Origin of the sequence: Methylobacterium endophyticum, assembly GCF_050591105.1 — a bacterium.
In the GTDB taxonomy this organism is placed as follows: Bacteria; Pseudomonadota; Alphaproteobacteria; order Rhizobiales; family Beijerinckiaceae; genus Methylobacterium.
The window spans coordinates 104,811-123,253 of the sequence record NZ_JBNHES010000001.1 but is presented as its reverse complement, the minus strand read 5'-3'; the positions used below and the strand labels follow the sequence as shown (position 1 = coordinate 123,253).

Annotated in this window: 13 protein-coding genes, 1 tRNA gene and 1 pseudogene; 5 read left to right on the top strand and 10 right to left on the bottom strand. The window is 70.3% G+C overall.

Annotation, left to right across the window (positions count from 1 at the left end; all coding sequences use genetic code 11):
* Positions 1–79: 79 nt before the first annotated feature.
* The gene (locus ACP56T_RS00580) at positions 80–1,369 is read right to left on the bottom strand and encodes an MFS transporter (protein ID WP_430910184.1); all 1,290 of its coding nucleotides are present in this window, start codon (positions 1,367–1,369) and stop codon (positions 80–82) included.
* Positions 1,370–1,468: 99 nt separating this feature from the next.
* Between ACP56T_RS00580 and ACP56T_RS00575 the strand changes: the two genes are divergently transcribed.
* Both ACP56T_RS00575 and ACP56T_RS00570 read left to right on the top strand, forming a co-directional pair.
* The gene (locus ACP56T_RS00575) at positions 1,469–2,410 is read left to right on the top strand and encodes a LysR family transcriptional regulator (RefSeq protein WP_430910183.1); all 942 of its coding nucleotides are present in this window, start codon (positions 1,469–1,471) and stop codon (positions 2,408–2,410) included.
* A gap of 30 nt (positions 2,411–2,440) precedes the next feature.
* The gene (locus ACP56T_RS00570; protein ID WP_430910182.1) at positions 2,441–2,908 is read left to right on the top strand and encodes a low molecular weight protein-tyrosine-phosphatase; all 468 of its coding nucleotides are present in this window, start codon (positions 2,441–2,443) and stop codon (positions 2,906–2,908) included.
* A 502-nt stretch (positions 2,909–3,410) separates the two neighbouring features.
* On the opposite strand, the gene ACP56T_RS00565 is transcribed toward ACP56T_RS00570, so the two are convergent.
* A complete protein-coding gene (locus ACP56T_RS00565) occupies positions 3,411–3,884 on the bottom strand; it encodes an SRPBCC family protein (RefSeq protein ID WP_430910181.1) in 474 nt (157 codons plus the stop codon).
* Between the two features lie 410 nt (positions 3,885–4,294).
* Here ACP56T_RS00565 and ACP56T_RS00560 point away from each other — a divergent pair, with 410 nt between their 5' ends.
* Complete coding sequence (locus ACP56T_RS00560; RefSeq protein ID WP_430910180.1) at positions 4,295–5,545, top strand: Zn-dependent hydrolase; 1,251 nt, start codon at positions 4,295–4,297, stop codon at positions 5,543–5,545.
* A 50-nt stretch (positions 5,546–5,595) separates the two neighbouring features.
* Here the strand turns inward: ACP56T_RS00560 and ACP56T_RS00555 are convergent.
* The 7 genes and pseudogenes from ACP56T_RS00555 to ACP56T_RS00525 all read right to left on the bottom strand — a co-directional run.
* Positions 5,596–8,778: pseudogene (locus ACP56T_RS00555) on the bottom strand (5'-nucleotidase C-terminal domain-containing protein); the annotation flags it as partial.
* A gap of 322 nt (positions 8,779–9,100) precedes the next feature.
* Complete coding sequence (locus tag ACP56T_RS00550) at positions 9,101–9,646, bottom strand: cupin domain-containing protein (protein WP_430910179.1); 546 nt, start codon at positions 9,644–9,646, stop codon at positions 9,101–9,103.
* Between the two features lie 19 nt (positions 9,647–9,665).
* Positions 9,666–10,604, bottom strand: a complete 939-nt coding sequence (locus tag ACP56T_RS00545) for an ABC transporter substrate-binding protein (protein WP_430910178.1) — start codon at positions 10,602–10,604, stop codon at positions 9,666–9,668.
* Positions 10,604–11,701, bottom strand: a complete 1,098-nt coding sequence (locus ACP56T_RS00540; RefSeq protein WP_430910177.1) for an LLM class flavin-dependent oxidoreductase — start codon at positions 11,699–11,701, stop codon at positions 10,604–10,606. Before ACP56T_RS00540 ends, ACP56T_RS00545 begins: the two co-directional genes overlap by 1 nt.
* Before the next feature lie 19 nt (positions 11,702–11,720).
* Positions 11,721–12,866 carry an acyl-CoA dehydrogenase family protein gene (locus ACP56T_RS00535; RefSeq protein WP_430910176.1) on the bottom strand — a complete coding sequence of 382 codons (1,146 nt, stop codon included), beginning with the start codon at positions 12,864–12,866 and terminating at the stop codon, positions 11,721–11,723.
* 488 nt (positions 12,867–13,354) lie between these two features.
* The gene (locus tag ACP56T_RS00530) at positions 13,355–14,203 is read right to left on the bottom strand and encodes a hypothetical protein (RefSeq protein ID WP_430910175.1); all 849 of its coding nucleotides are present in this window, start codon (positions 14,201–14,203) and stop codon (positions 13,355–13,357) included.
* 72 nt (positions 14,204–14,275) lie between these two features.
* Complete coding sequence (locus tag ACP56T_RS00525; RefSeq protein WP_430910174.1) at positions 14,276–15,166, bottom strand: LysR family transcriptional regulator; 891 nt, start codon at positions 15,164–15,166, stop codon at positions 14,276–14,278.
* Between the two features lie 193 nt (positions 15,167–15,359).
* Here ACP56T_RS00525 and ACP56T_RS00520 point away from each other — a divergent pair, with 193 nt between their 5' ends.
* Together ACP56T_RS00520 and ACP56T_RS00515 are read left to right on the top strand one after the other, a co-directional pair.
* Positions 15,360–15,971, top strand: coding sequence for a glutathione S-transferase family protein (locus ACP56T_RS00520; protein ID WP_430910173.1), 612 nt, complete (start codon positions 15,360–15,362; stop codon positions 15,969–15,971).
* 40 nt (positions 15,972–16,011) lie between these two features.
* Positions 16,012–18,078: an FAD-binding oxidoreductase gene (locus ACP56T_RS00515; RefSeq protein WP_430910172.1), complete on the top strand. Its 2,067-nt coding sequence runs from the start codon at positions 16,012–16,014 to the stop codon at positions 18,076–18,078.
* A gap of 204 nt (positions 18,079–18,282) precedes the next feature.
* Here ACP56T_RS00515 and ACP56T_RS00510 read toward each other — a convergent pair.
* Positions 18,283–18,359 (bottom strand) — tRNA-Arg (locus tag ACP56T_RS00510).
* Positions 18,360–18,443: the final 84 nt, after the last annotated feature.

Here is an 18,443-nt window from a genome sequence, read left to right as displayed (position 1 = left end):
AACCGGCGGGGCCGGCTCCCGAGCTTTGAGGGACCAACGCGGATCGACGCGGCGGGTTCTGCGCGATCCCGAGGCAGGCTCAACCGGCGGCCCGCTCCATGGCCCAGAGCCGCACCGCGATCCCCGCCGCCAGCGCGAGCAGGACGGCGTCGAAGGCGGCGACCGCGCTCCAGCCGCCGGCCGACCAGAACCATCCGCCCGCCGATCCCACCAGGCTGGAGCCGAGATAATAGGCGAGGAGGTAGAGCGAGGAGGCGTGCCCCTTGGAGCCCGCCGCGACCCGCCCGACCCAGCCGCTCGCGACGGAATGCGCGATGAAGAACCCCACCGTCACCCCGACGACGCCCGCGAGGATGCCGGGCAGCGAATCGAGCAGCGTCAGCGCGGTTCCCGCCGCCATGGTCAGCACCCCGACGATCAGCACCGGCCCCCGCCCGAGCCGGTCGGCCAGCGAACCCGCCGCCGTCGAGCCGACGATGCCGAACAGGAAAACCGTGAAGATCGCGCTGATCTGGCCCTGTCCCAGCCCGTAGGGCGCGGCCGAGAGCCGGAAGGTCAGGTAGTTGAAGATGCAGACATAGGCGCCGAGCACGAGGAAGCCGACGGCGAAGAGCGGCGGCAGCCCCGGATTGCGCAGATGCTTCAGCCAGGCATCCCGGTGATGGACGAGGGGCACGCCCGAGCGGCGGACGAAGTTGCGCGAGGGCGGCAGCAGGGCGACGAAGCCGAGCGCGGCGATCAGGTCGATCACGCCGAGCGTGCCGAGCGCCACGCGCCAGGACGCGAACTCGGTGAGCAGGCCCATGCCGACGCGGCCCATCATTCCGCCGAAGGCGGTGCCGCCGATATAGAGCCCCATGGCCGCGCCGAGCGCCTTCGGATCGATCTCCTCGGCGAGATAGGCCATGGCGACCGCCGGCACGCCGCCGAGGACGAAGCCTTCCAGCGCGCGCAGGGCCAGCACCGCATGCCAGCTCGGCGAGACGGCGCTGCCGATATGCAGGAGCGCCGCCCCCGTCATCGAGGCGAACATCAGCCCCCGCCGGCTCACCGTCTCCGAGAGCGCCCCGGCGCAGAGGATGGCGAGGGCCAGGAAGCCCGTGGTGAGCGAGAGCGCCAGCGAGCTTTCCGAGGGGCCGATGCCGAACTCGCCGACGAGGCCCGGCAGCAGCGGCTGCACCGCGTAGATCAGCGAGAAGGTCGAGAACCCGGCGAGGAACAGCGCCACGCTGATGCGCCCGTAAGCCGGCGTCCCGCGCTCGACCCAGACGGGAGCCGAGGCGATCGGCCGTGCCTTCGCGGCGGGCGTCCGATCGGAGGGGAGGGCCGGCCGCAGGGCGGCATCGGCGGCGGGGCTGGCGGTGGTCACGGCTGATCCTTCCTGAGGGAGGGCCGCTTCTACCGCGCCGCACGCTATCGCACGTCAGCAATTTACATCGATCAGCTATAGCGCAATGATATAGCTTGCATGGACATCGCCCAGCTCAGAACCTTCGTCCACGTCGCCGAGCTGGGCAGCCTCAGCAAGGCGGCCGGGCGCCTGCGGATCGCGCAGCCAGCGCTGAGCCGGCAGGTCAGGCTGCTGGAGGAGGAGTTGGGCCTGCGCCTGTTCGACAGGCACGGGCGCGGCATGGTCATCACGGAGCCGGGGCGGGACGTGCTTCTGCACGCGCAGCGCGTCCTCGCCGAGCTCGACGAGCTGAAGGCCAGCGCCGCCGGTCCCGACTCGGCCCTGCGCGGCCATGTGGCGGTCGGCGTGCCGCCCACGGTGGCGCATGTGGTGTCGGTGCCGCTGGTGGCCGCCTTCCGCAAGGACCATCCCGGCCTGAAGGTGCAGCTCGTCAGCGGCTACACCGGCTATCTGCTCGACTGGCTCCATCGCGGCGAGATCGACGTCGCCGTGCTCTACGATCCGCGCGCCACCCGCGCCCTGCGCTCGGAGCCGCTGATGCAGGAGAGCCTCTTCCTGATCGGCGCGCCCGAGGCGGGGCTGTCGAGCGAGCGGCCGGTCAGGTTCGCCGACGCCGCGCGCGAGCCGCTGCTGCTGCCGAGCGCCCGGCACGGGCTGCGCAGCATCCTCGACCGCTTCGCGCAGGAAGCGGGCTGCGTGCTCGATGTGCCCGTGGAGACCGACAGCTACACCGCCCTGAAGGATCTGGTGCGGCAGGGCTACGGCCGCACGATCCTGTCGCTCGCCGCGATCCATGACGACGTGGCCGCCGGCCGGCTGACGGCGGCACCGATCGTGGACCCGGCCCCGACGCGCCGGCTCGTTCTCTCATACCCCTCCGACCGGCCGGTCTCGCGGGCGGCGAGGCTCGCCGGCACGCTGCTCACCGACATCCTGGCCGACCATGTCCGGCGCGGGGTCTGGGTCGGGGAGATGCTCACCGGCGCGAGACCGAAGTAAGTTCGCCGTCGTCTTCCGCCGAGGTCGCTCATGTCCGCCCGCAAGCCCGCAATCCTGTTCGTGTGCCTCGGCAACATCTGCCGTTCTCCCCTGGCCGAGGCCGCCTTCCGCGCCGAGGCGGCACGCGCCGGGCTCGACGCGGAGGCCGATTCCGCCGGCACCGGCCATTGGCATGCCGGCGAGCCGCCCGACCGGCGCGCCCAGGCCGTCGCCCGCCGCAACGGAGTCGACATCTCGGGCTTGCGCGCCCGGCAGGTCGAGCGGGCCGATTTCGACCGATTCAGCCATGTCGTCGCGCTCGACCGGGACAACCTCGCGGCGCTGGAGCGGATACGGCCCGAAGGGAGTGCCGAACTCTCGCTCCTCCTCGACCATGTGCCGGGGAGGGCGGGGGAGCCGGTGGCGGACCCGTATTACGGCGGAGACGAGGGCTTCGACCGCACCTGGGCCGACGTCACCGCCGGAGCCCGCGCCCTGGTGTCGAAGCTCGGGCGATGACGCGTTCCGCCGGGAGCGGGCGAAGGCGGGGACGATGTCGTTCAGGCCGAAGGGGCCGGTGCCGTTGACCTGAAGCTCCACCGGCTCGCCCGTGGTCCAGAGCGAATGCGGCATGTCCTGGGGCAGGGAGACGAAGCCGCCGGCCTCGAGCTCCTTGCCGGCCGCCTTGTCGAGCTTCTCCCCGTGCTCGTGGAAGATCGAACCGGAGAGGATCGTGAGCGTCTCGGGCTGGGCGTGCGTATGGGGCGCGATCACGGTATCGGCCGGGAACCTGACGTGGAGGGCCCCGGCTTGGCGGGATCGCACGCGACGAGGCTGATCCGGGTGCCCTTGGGAAGGTTGGACGACCGCGGCCGCTAGACGGCGCTCGCGCCGTCCGGCAGCGTGACCATGCCGGCGTGGCCCGCGTCGGCGATCCAGGCGGTGGCGGTCATCGATATCTTTCTCGGGCGGCTCCCATATCCTCGGCGGCCGGGGCGACCGCTGAGGGCGAGGGAGGCGGTTACTTCGCCTTCTCGGAAATGCCCTTCAGGCCGGCGTCGTAGACGCCGCCGATGACCTCCTGGGCCTTGGCGTCGGGAGCGCCCTTGGCCTTGAAATGGCCGGTCCACGTCACCTTGGAGCCGGCACCGTCCTTCGCCACGGCGATGGTCGAGCTGTAGTCGGACACGGGCAGGGGGCTTTCGACGATCGTGTAGGTGTAGCTCATCGCCTTGTCGTCGCGGGCCTGCTCCTCCTCGAGGATGGTGCCGCCGCCCTTGAGGCTCAGGGTGCGGTGCTTCTTGCCGCCCTTGTCGGACAGGGTGCATTTCTCGACGACGGGGTGCCAGTCGCCGATGCCGCAGAAGCCGCCGATGGTCTTCCAGACCGTCGCGGGCGGCGCGGCGATGGTGGCGGTCTTGGTGACGTCGAGAGCCATCGCCGGGGTCAAGGCCGCGACGGACAGGGCGACGCTCGCGAGAAGGACGGTTTTCATCTGGCGGTTTCCTCCGGCTCGACACCTCATTTCGCGGGCGTCGAGCACATGCGTGTCGCACCAGCCTACACGGCACGAAGCAAGCTGGAATCTCGTCCATATCCACAGCCGATATCGCGCCGCTGCCAGGCGGTCGAACCGGCGCAGTGAAAAAAGCCCCGCGACCGTTGGAGGGCGCGGGGCTCAAGTCGTTGGGACTTCCGCCATGGAAGTGCCGAGGACGACGCAAAGGGCGTGCCTCGGCCCGGCCGGCATCCGATGGCGGACGGAAAAAAAACGAAGCGCGACGGCCGAGCCCGGCGCATGCCAAGCTCCTGGGAGCGGCATGCGCCACGGCCCGCGACTTGCGGCCGGCGGCGCGAGCGCGACGGGGTCGCGCACTCCGTATCGTATCGCGTGTGAGGATGATGATGGCCGGCCGAACCGACAACCTGCGCATCGACGGAGGACGCCTCTGGGCGAGCATCCACGACACGGCCGCCTTCGGGCCCGGCCGGGCCGGGGGCGTCAACCGCCTGACCCTGTCCCCGGCTGACGGCGAGGTCCGCGACTGGTTCCGCGCAGCCTGCGAGGGGGCCGGCCTGTCCGTCGGCACCGACGCGCTCGGCACCCAGTTCGCGCTGCGTCCGGGCCGGAACGCGGCGGCCAAGCCCGTCGCCTTCGGATCGCATCTCGACACCCAGCCGACCGGCGGGCGCTTCGACGGCATCCTGGGCACCCTCGCGGGGCTCGAGGTGATGCGCAGCCTGAACGATGCCGGCATCGAGACCGAGGCGCCCCTGCTCCTCGTCAACTGGACCAACGAGGAGGGCTCGCGCTTCGCCCCCGCGATGATGGCCTCGGCCGCCTATGCCGGCGCCTACACCGTCGAGAACATCCTGTCCCGGCGGGACGCGAACGGCGTCAGCGTGGCGGAGGCGCTCGCCGCCATCGGCTGCGCGGGCGGGGAGCCGGTCGGCGCGCGCGAGATCGGCGCCTTCGTCGAATTGCATATCGAGCAGGGCCCGATCCTGGAGGCGGAAGGCAAGACCATCGGCGTGGTCGAGGGCGGGCAGGGCATCGCCTGGTTCGACGGCACCGTCACCGGGTTCGAGAGCCATGCCGGGACGACGCCGATGACGCGCCGCAGGGACGCGCTGCTGGGATTCGCCGAGATCGCGCTGGAAGCGGAGCGCATCGCCCTCGCGCATGGGCCGAGCGCCGTCGCGACCGTCGGCGAGGCGGTGATCGAGGCGCCCTCGCGCAACGTGGTGCCGGGGGCGCTGCGCTTCACCCTCGACATGCGCGATCCCCACTCGGCGACGCTGGACGCCTTCGAGGCTGAGTTCCGCGAGGCGCTCGCCGCCATCGCCGCGCGCCGGTCGCTGACGGTCGAGCTGACCCGGATCTGGCGCAAGGAGCCGGTGCCGTTCGATCCCGCCATCGTGTCCGCCGTCGAGGCTTCGGCCGGGATGCTCGGCTTCAGCCATCGCCGCATGGTCTCGGGTGCCGGGCACGACGCCTGCAACGTCGCCCTGCGCGCCCCGGCCGGAATGATCTTCGTGCCCTGCCGCGACGGCGTCAGCCACAACGAGGCGGAATGGGCCGAGGAGCACGACTGCACCGCCGGCGCCAACGTCCTGCTCCACACCGTCCTCGCCCTCGCCGGACGCGTGCCCTGACCCTCTGACGAAGGCGGCAAGCTCCCGCCGGGAAGCCGCCGCCCGTCCCGTCAGCCGATGAGGCCGTGTCCGAAGGTGGTGTCGCCGAAGGCGGAGCGTCCCTCGGAGAGGCCGTACTGGAGGTAATGCTGCATCGGGTCGATGCCGGCGGCGGCCACGTCGCGATAGGCGGCGAGATAGGCCGAGCTGTCGAACCCGGTCGCCGGATCGCGGCCCTCGCGCCAGCCGTACTGGTCGTAATGGGCGAGCGGGTTCATGCCGGCGCGGGCCACGTCCGTGTAGGCCGCGAGGTAGGCGCTGGTCTCGAACACCGCGTTCGGGTCGCGGCCCTCGTGCCAGCCGTACTGGTCGTAATGCGAGTGGGCGAAGGCGAAGGCGTCTCCGCCGGCGCCCGCTATCGCCGACGCGGCGCGGGCCACGTCCGGGTTCGACAGGAGGTAGAACTCCGCATCGAAGCCGCCGGCGATGTCGCCGGGCCGGCCGACCGCCTCGTGGATGGCGCGGCCTTCCGACTGTCCGTACTCGAGATAGTGCCGGAGCGGATCGATGCCGGCGGCGCGCACGTCCGCGTTGCGGGCGAGGTAGAACTCGTTGTCGAAGGCGGCACCCGGATCGCGGCCCTCGCGCCAGCCGTGCTGGTCGTAATGCGCGAGCGGGTCGAGGCCCGCCTTGGCGACGTCGAAGTTGGCGGCGAGATAGCCGCGCGTCGAGAAGAAGGCGTCGGGGTCGCGGCCCTCGGCGGCCCCGTATTTCTCGTAATGGGCGTCGGCGTCCATGCCGGAGGCGCGCACGTCCGGGTTGCGGGCGAGGTAGAAGAGGTCGTCGACCAGCGGGTTGCCGTCGTCGAGGACGACGGTCGTGTCCGCGAACTGGATCCGCTCGAAACCGGAGATCCGGTCGCTGCCCTCCGGCCCCGTCACGACGGTGAAGCCGCCGGCCGTCTCGACGCGCACATCCGCCAGCGCCGAGGTGAAGACCAGGGTGTCGGTGCCGCGCCCACCCATCAGAACGTCGTTGCCGGCGCTATTGTAGATCGTGTCGTCGCCCGCGCCCCCGCGCAGGATGTCCGCGTAGGGCGTGCCGCGCAGGGTGTCGTTGCCGTCCGTGCCGGTGATGTTGACGCCGCGCTGGAGCACCGTGTCGGCACGCGCCGCGACGTTCTGGATGCGGGTGTCGCCGGCGGGGGTGGTGTCGGCCGTGCCGTAGGGGGTCGTCGCGTGGAAGGCTGTGAGATACTCGGCGAAGGCGTCCTGCTCGGTGCCCTGCGCCGCGAAGCTCTCGGCGTTGGGCAGCGAGAGCGGCGTGGCGCCGCGCAGGTCGACCCGGTTCTCGCCATAGGCGGGGAGCGGATAGTTGTCGCCGCCGAGCCCCGGCGCCGCCGCCGTGCCGGTGGCCAGGAAGTCCAGGGTGACGGCCCGGAACGAGCGGTTCGGATCGCCGACGAGCTGGCCGTTCTGGACCAGGGTGTCGATCAGGTAGCCCTGGTCGTCGATGATCGCCGCCGAGAGGATGCGCTGGCCCTCGCGGGTGACGTTGCCGTTGGCATCGAGGGTCTGGGCCTGGCGCGTGGCGTCGTAGGAGAAGCTGACCCCGCCGATCTGCGCGAACTGGCCCGGCGTCGCGCCGGGCGCGGCGGCCGCGACGGCGTGCTCGAGCACGCGCTCCAGCTCGGACGCGCTCAGGGTGACGAGGGAGAGGTTGTTGTTGAAGCGCAGCGAGTTGGTGACGTCGAGCTGCGAGATGTCGCCGCTCGCCTTGCCGGCGGAGGCGTTGGCGGCGGGGGGCAGCTCGGCGGTGCCGCCGCCGGCGGTCGAGAACGAGCCGATGGAGTCGCGGATGCCGCCGCCGTTCTTGATGGAGATGGTGACGGAGCGGTCGAACTGCTGCGCGTACCAGAGGTTGGCGTCGGCGGTGAGATCGCCGAGATTGGTCTCCTCGGTGCGGACCTCGCCGCGCCGGCCTTCGAGATAGACGCTCGTGCGTCCGAGGATGTTGCCGTCCTGCTGGCGGATGATGTCGGCGATGCCGGGCGTCTCCTGGACGCCGTCGTTGTTGACGTCGAGCCCCTCGATCACCTCGCGTACGAGGTAGCCGCGGCTGCCCGGCGTGAAGGCGGCGGCGGTCGAGCCGTAGAGCTGCGCCACCGTGGTGTCGTCGACGGCCACCGCCCCGGAGGTCGCCGTCGAGATGGAATCGCGGATGACGTTGCCGGCATCGTCGAAGGTGAGGTTCAGCCGGCCGACATAGGAGTATTCGGAGGCGGTGTTCACCAGGACCAGGGTCTGGCCGCTGGCATTGGTGTAGAACTGCGGGTAGGCGCCCCCCGAGCTGTCGCCGGGCAAGAGCCGGTCGTCGGCATCGGAGAGCAGGGTGTGCGACCCGCCGCCGATCAGCACGTCGACGTTGCGCAGCAGCGGCGCCAGGGCCTGCTCGTTGGCGAGCTGCTGGAGGTGGGTGCCGACGATGACCTTGTTGATGCCGGGATTCGCCGCGAGCACGCGGTCGACCTCGGCGTTGATCTGGTCGGCCAGCAGCCGGATGTTGTCCTGGCCGCTGAAGCCGTCGAGGGTGACGTTGCCCAGCGTCGTCAGCAGCGGCTCGAGCTGGGTGGTCGCGCCGATGAAGGCGATGCGCTCGCCGTTCTCCTCGATGATGGTCGAGCGGGCGATCTTGTCGGCGCCGGTGCCGGTCTGGGTCGAGGTCGGGCCGGTCTGGGCGAAGGTCGCCGCGTCGCCGTCGCGGTGCACGAGGCCGGAGAGCGCCGATTCCCGCGAGAAGTTCAGGTTCACCGAGAGATAGGGGAACTGCGCGCCGACCCAGGTGTCGTCGGCGGCGCCCGCCGCCGAGCCGAGATTGGCGCCGATGATGTTGGCGACCTCGGTCGGGCCGGAATCGAACTCGTGGTTGCCGAAGACGGCGGCCTGGACGCCGACGATGTTCTGGATGGTGATGTCGGCCCGGCCCGGCGAGGCGGTCAGGCGCGTATAGGCGCCGGCGCCCGAGAGCCCGTAGAGCTGGTTGTAGACGCCGTTATAGGTGGCGACCATCTGCGGATCGGCGCCGGCGATGAAGAACGGGCTCGGGATCCAGCCGTCGCCCGTCGACAGGGTGATCGAGTTCGGCGTGGTGTCCTCCAGCCGGTCGACGATGGCCGCGAAATTCGCGGCGCGCTGGGTCGCGAGCAGGCCGCCCTCCCAGTCGGAGGCGTGCAGGATCTGGAGCGTGTACGGCATGGCGGCCCTCGGCTTCGGGTCGATCCGGCCCGGCATCGCCGATCTCGGCCGCCGGTATCCGATCACTGCCCCGCGATCGACGGGCACCGGATTAGGTTCGACACGAAGACAGTCCCGTGACTTGGCCGCAGACAGGGGCGGCCTTTATTTTTGAATCTCTCGGGATGAAGAGGGGTGGCTCGAACGTACTCTTCGGCGCACGCGCCATGGACGGAATAATTTTGCCGCCTGTCCCGGCTATACGAGCTCTATAGCCGAACAACCATCGACGGCGGCAAGCGGGCGGAGCGATGCCCCGCCCACTCGTTGAAAGGTGATTCCCTCACGGGCGCCTGTGGATGGGATCGACCCAGTAGACGCTCTCCGGGCGCTCGGCCGCCGCGACGTCGGGTAGGTTGACGACCACGGCCTCGTTGTCGGAGCGCACCAGCACGCAATGCAGGGGCTCGTCGGTGGAGGCGTTGATCTCCTGATGCGGCACGAAGGGCGGCACGAAGATGAAGTCTCCGGGCCCGGCTTCCGCCACGTATTCGAGCCGTTCGCCCCAGCGCATCCGAGCCCGTCCCGAGACGACGTAGATCACGCTCTCCAGGGCACCGTGATGGTGGACGCCGGTCTTGGCGTCGGGCTCGATCGCCACCGTGCCGGCCCAGATCTTCTGGGCGCCGACGCGGGCGGCGTTGACCGCGGCCTGCCGGAACATGCCGGGCGTCTGGGCGGTGTTGGAGTCGAGCCGGTCGCCGGGGATGACGCGCACGCCGTCGTGCTTCCAGCGCTCGCCGCCGTCATGCGTGTGATCTTGCGCATGACCGTGCGCGTGCTCGTGCCCGTCGTGATGGTGCGTATGGCCGTCGCCGCTATCGTGCATGTCGCCTCCTCCGGCCGCATCATCGCACGGCCGCGAGCGCTTCGGAAAATCCGGGATCGAGGATCGCCTCGGCGCGGGGGGCGCGGGCCTGTGGGATCAGCCCCGCGCGGACATAGAGGTCGATGATGCGCTGCTCGTCGGCGATCACCGCCGCGTCGATCGGCACCGTGCGGTAGCGGGCCCGTCCGAACCAGCGCAGCGGCACCGTCTCGGGCAGGCCGATCAGCTTCGACCAGACGGCGGCGTAAGGGGCCGGATCGTCGAGCGCCCAGGCGCGGGCACGGGTGAGGCGCGCCGCGTAATCGGCGAGCAGCGCGCGCTTCGTCGTCAGCGCGCCGTCGCTCGCCACCGCGAAGCTGAGGCCCGGCGTGATGCCGTTGCCGTCGCGCAGCACGCGCACCAGGCCGGAAAGCTCCGCCGCCGAGGTGTAGGGCTCCCAGGTCGACCAGGCATCGACGGCGCCCGAGGCGAGGGCGAGCTTGGCATCGGCCGGGGGGAGGAACTGGAAGCGCACGCTGTCGGCGGGAAGCCCCGCCTCCTCGAGGGCGGCCAGCACCACCTGATGGCCGATGGAGCCGCGATTGGTGGCGATGCGCTTGCCCTGCAAGTCCCGCACGCTGCGGATCGGCGACGCGGGCGCGACCAGGATCGCGAGCCCGTCCTGCCGGTTGCGGAAGGCCAGGAACGCCTTCACCGGCACCCCGGCCGCGGCGGCGAAGGTGAAGGGCGCGTCGCCCACCCCGCCCGCGTCGATCGCGCCGGCGTTGAGCGCCTCCAGCAGAGGCGCGGCGGCCGGGAACTCGCTCCATTCGAGCTTGTAGGGCAGGTGGTCGAGGACGCCGGCGGCCTCCATCAGGGCGCGGGCGTTGCCGCGCTGGTCGCCGACCCGAAGAACCTCCTCGGCGCGGGCGGGCACGAGAGCGAGGAGAAGGACGGCGAGGGCGGCGAGGCGGCGCATCAGGCGGCCTCCGCCGTGCCGGCGCGGCGGGCGAGCAGATCCTTGAAGGCCGGCAGCAGCGCCCGCCCGTAGAGGAGCGCATCCTCCAGCGGGTCGAAGCCCCGGATGAGGAACGTGCGGACCCCGAGGTCGTGGTAGTCGAGCAGCGCCTCCGCCACCTGCTCGGGCGTGCCGACGAGGGCGGTGGAGTTGCCGGACGCGCCGGTCTCGGCGGCGATGGCCGTGTAGAGCCGCTTGTCGAGCCGCTTGCCCGCCGCCGCCGCCGCGAGCAGCCGGCGGGAGCCCTCGTTCTGCGGCGCGGCCGCCGGCCCGAGCCCCTTCGCCGCGCGCAGCGCCCGCGTTTGGGCCAGGATCTCCTCCGCCCGCGCCCAGGCCCGCTCCTCCGTCTCCGCCAGGATCGGACGGACGGAGAGGCTGAAGCGCGGCGCGCGCCCGTGGCGGGCCGCCTCCGCCCGCACCCGGCCGATCAGCTCGCGGACCTGATCGTGGGTCTCGCCCCAGAGGGCGTAGGTGTCGGCGTGCCGCCCGGCGACCGCGAGCGCGGCGGGGGAGGCGCCCCCGAAATAGACCGGGATCCCCGAGACCGGCGTCACCTCCGAGAAGCCGCCCGCCACCCGGTAATGCGCGCCCGCGTAGTCGAAGGGCGCCGCCGAGGTCCAGGACAGGCGGAGGATGTCGAGAAATTCCCCCGTGCGCGCATAGCGCTCGTCCTTGGTGAGGTGGTCGCCGTCCCTGGCGAGATCGCGGTCGTCGCCGCCGCTGATCGCGTGGATCGCCACGCGCCCGCCGGTGAGCCGGTCCAGGGTCGCGAACTGGCGCGCGGCGACCGTCGGCGCGGTGAAGCCGGTGCGGTGGGCGATCATCAGCCCGATCCGTTCCGTCACCGCCCCGATCTCGGCGGCGAGGAGCAGCGGGTCGGGCGCCGTCGCGTAGAACGCGACGAGCACGCGGTCGAAGCCGCCCCATTCATGGGCCTGGGCGAGGAGCCGCAGGTAGTCGCGGTCGATGGCGGGCCCTTGCGGGTCGCGCGTCTCCGAGACCTCGCGGGGGGCGACGAAGCCGATGAACTCGGTCCGCTCGGGAGGCAGCAGGCTCATGGGATCTCCTTGTGAAGGGTCAGGCGCCGAGGGCGGCCCGGCCGGCGGCGGCCCGCACGGCGTCGCCCTGCGGCCAGTGGATGCGGGCGCAGAGGACGTCCCGCAGATGCCGCTCCAGCGGGTTCTTGCGCGAGAGCGCGGCATTCCCGCAGAGTTCGGCGATGCGCTGCACCGCCTGGATCGCGTTCTCGGTGACGGTGATCTTCACGAAGCCCGACTCGCGCGGATCCGGGGGCCCGTCCGCGTCGGTCTGCGCGGCGAGGCTCGCGACGAGGCGGGCGTTCACCGCGAGCAGGCGAGCCGTCTCGCCGGCCGCCTCCTGAAAGCGCGGCAGGCTCGCCAGCGGCGCGCCGAGGCTGCCGGGCGTCCGCTCGCGCAGGAAGCGGAGGAACCAGCCCTGCGCCGCGCGCGCCACGCCGTCGTAGAGGGCGGCGAGCAGGGCGCAGCTCCAGGCCTGTTGCAGCGCGTCCGGCGCCTGCCAGCCGGCGGGCGGGCGCAGGTCGACGGCGTGGCCGCCGGGGACGGGCACGTCCTCGAAGATCACGTCGTGGCTGCCCGAGGCGCGCAGGCCGAGATGGTCCCAGGTCTCCTCGATCCGCACGCCCGGCGCGCCGAGGGGCACGAGCAGGTTGCCGATCCGGGGCTCGGCCTCGTCGGTGCGCACGAAGACGATGCCGTGGGACAGGGCCGGCGCGCCCGTGGAGTAGATCTTGCGGCCGCTGACGCGCCAACCCTCGCCGTCCCGCCGGGCGAGCGTCGCGGGCAGGCCGCCGCGAGCCGGAGTGCCGAGCTCCGGCTCCACCCGCAGGGCGTTGACGAGGGCGCCATGCGACGCCGCCTCCCGGCCGAGCGCGTCCGAGACGGGGCGCGGCCAGGGCGAGCCGTCCCGGTGGATCAGCCCGTGCTGCAACAGCGTCATCGCCAGGACGAGGGCGGTGGCCGGATCGCCCGCGCCGATGGCCCCGACCACCTCCGCGGCGCGCGCGAGACCCGCGCCGCCGCCGCCGAGCCGGCGCGGCACCGTGAGCGCCAGCAGCCCGGCCCGGTGCAGGGCGGCGACGTTGGCATGCGGGAAGGCGCCGCTGCGGTCGTGCTCGGCCGCGCGGGCGGCGAAACCCTCGGCGAGGATGCGGGCGGGGTCGGGGGGCGGAACGGCGGTGGTCATCGGCACTCGAGGGGAGAGGGCGCCGCGACGTCGACCGGCAACCGTCCCCCAAGGATCGAGCCGGATCGGCACGTCGTCAACGAAGGGGATTTTCGAAGATTGCGCGCGCCGTAGAATATTCTTTGCGTTTATCCATGACGATCCGGGAGAACGGCACCATCATGGATCGATAGCGCGCGATCGGTCATTTTCAGGGGGGTCGGATTTTCACGCATGGATACGCCGCTCGAACGGCCAACGACCGGCCCGATGCGGCCCATCATCTTCCAACGGTCTCTTTCGTACCTCCGCCATCGAGACGAATAAACATTCTTGCGCAGGTAGAGCGCCCGATAAATCTCTCTCCTGCGAGGGACGATATTGAGAATACGCTTTCGTTGACAGCGCGAACTCGCCACTGAACACTGGAAGCCTCTGCTCCGGCAGAGAGTTCTTCCACAACGACGCCGGCAGGCTGCTCGAACCCTCGGGCGGCCTTGCCCGCGCGCTCACCGCGCATCCCCAGGAAGGGCGAGCCCCGGCGCACCGGCCATCTCCATCGGGGCGGGATCCGGGGCATGTCCCGCCAGGCTCGCGAGCGAGGCGCGCCCTGACGGATGCTGCGTGCCGAAGCCGCGCCCCGGCAACAGCACGATGCCGGTCTCGTCGGCGATCCGGAACAGGAGCTCGTTGGGGAAGAAGGACTGCTCCCATTCCGCCGTCGCGAACAGGCCCAGGCGGAAGAAGGCGCGGCGCGGCAGCGGCGCGAGGAAGCTCGGATTGCCGCGCCCGGCATTCAGCATCGCCATGTCCGGCCTTTGTCGGCCTTGCCGGAGGCGAGCTTGATGAGCTCGTCCTTGAGCTCGAAGAGGCTGAGCTTCGCGAACTGGCTGTAGTCGGTCATGGCAGTGCCTCCCATTTCGTTCGACGAACGCGACGACCAGCGGGCCGAGGACGAGGCCGAGCCCGTGGAAGGCGAAATCCGTCTTGTCGCTCGGGACGGGGGCCGGCCCGGACATGGCCGTGTCGTCCTTCAGGTCGAGCTTCACCCCGCCCCGCGTGACGGCGAGCACGTAGATGCCGTGGCGCAGATCGGTGTTCGCGGCGACGATCGCGCCGACGGTATGCCCGACGAAATCCTTGCCGGTGATGGCGATGTCGTGGGTGGCGACGACGAGCTCCATGCCGTCGGAGCCCGCCGATTCCGGGCCGGGCCTGCCGTCCAGGCCGACGACGCCCGCCCGACGGCCGACAACCCAAGGTCGAAAACTAAAAACGGGAGCAGCACGTATCGTGCCCGTCCGCGCGAGGAACCGGCTGCGGCCGACAGCCGGCGAGATTCGGCTGGGCTCGCCCATCCGATGCGGGAGGCCCGGATATGCGGCGGGTCCATCGGCACGCAGGGCTCATCGCCGATCCACCGGCCATCGCTACAACTCGGATCGGCTCAGCGCATCCCTGGCGAAGTCGATGAACGCACGCACCTTGGCCGCCGCGCGGCGGCCTTCCGCGTGAAGCAGGTGAATGGGAAGAGGGTCCGGCTCGAACGCGTCCAGAACCCGCACGAGGGTGCCGGCCTGGAGCGCGCTTTGAATCTGATAGGACAGCACCCGCGTTACCCCGTGTCCGCCCAGCGCCGCGAAGATCGCCGCCTCGTTCGTGTTGCAGAAGAGGGCCGGCTGCGTGGCGATGGCGATTTCCTCGGCCCTGCCGAACGTCCACTCGGTTTTCGGCCAAGTGTTCGAGGAGGCGATGATGCGATGCTGCCGGAGCTCGTCCGGATGCCGGGGGATGCCACGCGCGCGAAAATAATCCGGCGCTCCGCAGACGACCCGCCGCACCGAACCGATCCTGACGGCCGAGAACCCCGAATCGGGCAGAGCGCCGATCCTGACGGCGACGTCGATATCCTCGTCGACGAGATGGGTGATCCGGTCGACGAACAGGGTTCTGCCCGTCACCGCCGGATATTGGTCGAGAAAGCTCAGAAGAATCGGCAGGATGAAGATCTGGCCGAACAGTATCGGAGCCGTCACCGTGAGGGTTCCCGTCGGCGTGGAATAGGATCCGTTCGCCGCCGCCTCGGCCTCCTCGACATCGGCCAGGATGCGTTTCACGTCCTCCAGGTATCGGTGCCCGGCTTCCGTCAATTTGACGAGGCGCGTGGTCCGGATCAGCAGCCGAGCGCCGATCTGCCTTTCGAGGGACGAGACGGCGCGGGTCACGGCGGGCGGGCTCATGTTCAACTGGCGCGCGGCTTCGGCGAACCCGTTCAACTCGGCAACCTTGGCGAACACCGTCATTGCCGAAAAACGATCCAAGGGCCCACCTCCGGCGTCGCGACAATTGTTCCACACGCAGATGCGACCGCGCAAATTATCCGCGACCATTCCATCTCATGGAACAGACAGTTCCGCAGGCCGAGCGTTCTCTTCGCGGGTTACGTGAATAGGATCGGGGGGCCGAGAGCGCAGCGCCGCTCGCGCCACTCCATTCGGGCACGGATATCGAACGATGAAGCTGCATCACCTCCCCCTGTCAGGTCACTCGCACAGAGCCCGCCTGATCCTGTCGATCGTGGGAGCCACGCCGGAATTGATCGAGCTCGCGCCGGGGGGCAATCGCGAGCCTTCGTTTCTCGCGCTCAACCGGTTCGGCCAGGTGCCCGTGCTGGAGGATGACGGCCTCGTCATCGCCGACTCGAACGCGATCCTCGTCTACGTGGCCAAGAAATACGGTCGCACGGACCTGCTTCCCGAGGACGCCGCCGGCGCCGCCGCGGTCCAGAAATGGCTGTCGGTCGCGGCCAACGAGATCGCCAACGGCCCCTGCACCGCGCGGCTGGTGACGGTGTTCAAGCTGCCTTTCGATGCCGAGCAGGCGATCGCCAAGGCTCACAAGGTTCTCGCGCTGATCGACGATGCCTTGGCGGGACGCCAGTGGATCGCGAGCGATCACCTGACGATCGCCGATCTGGCGCTCTACAGCTACATCGCCCGCGCCCCCGAGGGGAACGTGGACATCTCCTCCTACGGCAACATCGCGTCCTGGCTGCCGAGGGTGGAGAGCGTGCCGGGCTTCGTTCCCCTCGCCAAAACCGCCGCCGGCCTGTCGGCGACGGCCTGACGGGGCGACCGGGATACCACCTGCGCGGGACACGATTACGATGGCTGTCGCGACGGCCTCCGGTCCCTGGCACGCCGGGGAGCGAACGCTCCAGGAGCGCTTCGGCGTGGCGGATCGGATGGAGAAGCGTGGCCCGGCGGTCATTCGCGACCATCTGATCGCGCAGCATCGCGCGTTCTTCCCGCGGCTTTCCTTCGTGGTGCTGGGCACGGTCGATCCCGCGGGAGACGCGTGGGCGACGCTTCGGTTCGGAAAGCCGGGCTTCGCGCATGCCCTCGACGAGAAGACGCTCCATCTCGCCGTGCCGCCAGACGGGAACGACCCGGCCGAAGCGGGGCTCGATCGCGACAAGGCGGTCGGGCTGCTCGGCATCGAGTTCAGTACGCGGCGGCGGAACCGCATGAACGGAACGATCGGTCGCCGAAGCTCCTCGGGGTTCGACATCCGTGTGGAGCAGAGTTTCGGCAACTGCCCGCAATATATCCGCATCCGATCCGACCGCCTGGCCGAGGAGGGGGAAACGGCGGCCGGTCCCGTCCATGCCGGCGATGGGCTGGACGATGCCGCCCGCGCATTGGTGCGCGAAGCCGATACGTTCTTCGTCGCATCCTATGCGGATCCGGAGGATGGCCGCCGTCAGGTCGATGTCTCGCATCGCGGCGGGAAACCCGGCTTCGTCCGCTTGGACGAAGACGACGTCCTCACCATTCCCGACTTCGCCGGAAATCTCTTCTTCAACACGCTCGGCAATATCCTGATCAACCCGCGCGCGGGACTGCTGTTCATCGATTTCGAAACCGGCGACATGCTGCACTTGACCGGCGAGGCACGGGTCGTCCTCGAGGGGCCGGACATCGCCGCCTTCCAGGGCGCCGAGCGCCTGTGGACGTTCAAGCCCACGCGCATGGTCCGCCGGACGCGCGCGCTGCCGATCCGCTGGCAGGCGGGCGACGATTCGATATCGCCCAACGCCTTGCTGACCGGCTCCTGGGACGACGCGCGCAGGCGCATCGAGGCCATGCCGCTGCGGGACAGCTGGCGCCCGTTCCGCGTGACGAACATCGCGGACGAGAGCGATTCCGTTCGCTCCTTCCACCTGTCGCCCGTGGACGGCGCCGGGTCGATCCCTGCCGCCGCCGGACAGCATCTGCCCATCAGGGTGACCATCCCCGGCCGATCCGGGCCGCTGGTGCGGACGTATACGCTCTCGAGTGCCCCCGCGTCCGATCACTACCGGATCAGCGTCAAACGTGACGGTCTCGTCTCACGCCATCTGCATGAGAGCGTCGAGGTCGGAGACCATCTGGAGGTGCGGTCGCCCACCGGCGCCTTCACGATGGACACGTCGCGTCCGCGACCGGCGGTCCTGCTCGCCGCCGGCATCGGGATCACCCCGATGGTCGCCATGCTCCATCACATCGTGTCGGAGGGGGCGCGGACCCGGCGAACCAGGCCGACCTGGCTTTTCTACGCGGCGCGCACAGTGGGAGAGCGCGCCTTTTCGGACGAATTGAGAACGCTCGCCTCCGCGTCCCAGGGCACGGTCAGGCTGATCCGGCTGTTGAGCGACCCGACCGATGCCGTCGAAGACACCGACTACGACCGCAGCGGGCACATCGACATGCCGATGCTCAGCGCGACGCTGCCGTTCGACGACTACGATTTCTACCTGTGCGGCCCGGCCGCGTTCATGCAGTCCATGTATGACGGGTTGCGAAGCCTGAACATCGCGGACGAGCGCATTCACGCGGAGACCTTCGGGCCGTCCTCTTTCCGGCGTGACGGAGAACGTCCCCCACGGCTCCCCCAAGACCCCGTCTCCACGGAACCGGTTCTCGTGACGTTCGCCAGGTCGGGCAAGCAGGCCATGTGGCATCCCGGCGACGGCTCGCTCCTCGATCTCGCCGAGGGCCTGGGGCTCGCGCCGGCCTACGGCTGCCGAAGCGGTCGTTGCGGATCCTGCCCTGTGCCGGTCCGGGCGGGCACGGTCGCCTATGAAACGAAGCCCTCGTTCGATTGCGCCCCTGGCGAGGCATTGATCTGTCGTGCGCTGCCCGGTCGAGCACGCGAAGGGGCGAGGAAAACCGGTTTGACCCTGGACCTGTAGGGGGCCGGGTCGCGGATTGCGCGGATGCGCCTGGCCGCCGGCGTGTCCGAGGCGATGGCGCATTCGACCGTGAGGAAGATTCAGGTGCCGTCGAGGTCGATATCCGACCAGTGATGGAACGGCAGATCACGCGGCAGCAGACCGGGCACGACGCACATGCCGACCGGACACGTCTGCTATTCTGTTCGGAATCAAAGCGTAGTTTGGCGCGCCCGAAAGGATTCGAACCTCTGACCCCCAGATTCGTAGTCTGGTGCTCTATCCAGCTGAGCTACGGGCGCGCGGTGGGCGGAGCGGGTGTCTCGCTCCGGCCGGGCTGCGGTCTAGAGGGTCGTTTCAGCCTTGGCAACCCCCTGCGGCCCCGC